1 protein-coding gene is annotated in these 344 nt (G+C 76.2%); it reads right to left on the bottom strand.

What is annotated here, in order from left to right; all coding sequences use genetic code 11:
* Positions 1-344: hypothetical protein (locus SB658_RS22555; RefSeq protein WP_486308199.1), on the bottom strand; the 344-nt coding region annotated here is incomplete at both ends.

Below are 344 nucleotides of genomic sequence, written 5' to 3'. Positions count from 1 at the left end.
GACCGCGAGCCCGGCGGGCAGCAGCATCGCGACGGGCAGAGAGGTCGCGGCGGCGAGAAATCCGATCAGGGCGGGGCCGAGGAGCCCGCCGCCGTAGCTGATCATCGTGACGACGGAGAGCTTCGGGGCGGTCTCGCCGCGCTCAGCCAGGGTGCCGATCACGATCGGCCAGATCAGGGCGGTCCCGGCCCCCGCGAGCGCCCAGCCGGAGACGGCGACGATCACGGCGACGGGCCTGTCCGGCACCAGGCCCGCGGTGAGCACGGCGGCATAGCCGATCGCGGCGAGCCCGCTGGTGAGGCGGACCGTGCGCAGCGGCCCGAGCCGGCGGCGGAGCGCGTCGC

This window comes from Bacillus sp. SIMBA_008, assembly GCF_046535495.1.
GTDB classification, from domain to species: Bacteria; Bacillota; Bacilli; order Bacillales; family Bacillaceae; genus Bacillus; species Bacillus subtilis.
The sequence above is the reverse complement of the archived record's forward strand: the minus strand, read 5'-3'. Positions and strand labels throughout refer to the sequence as shown.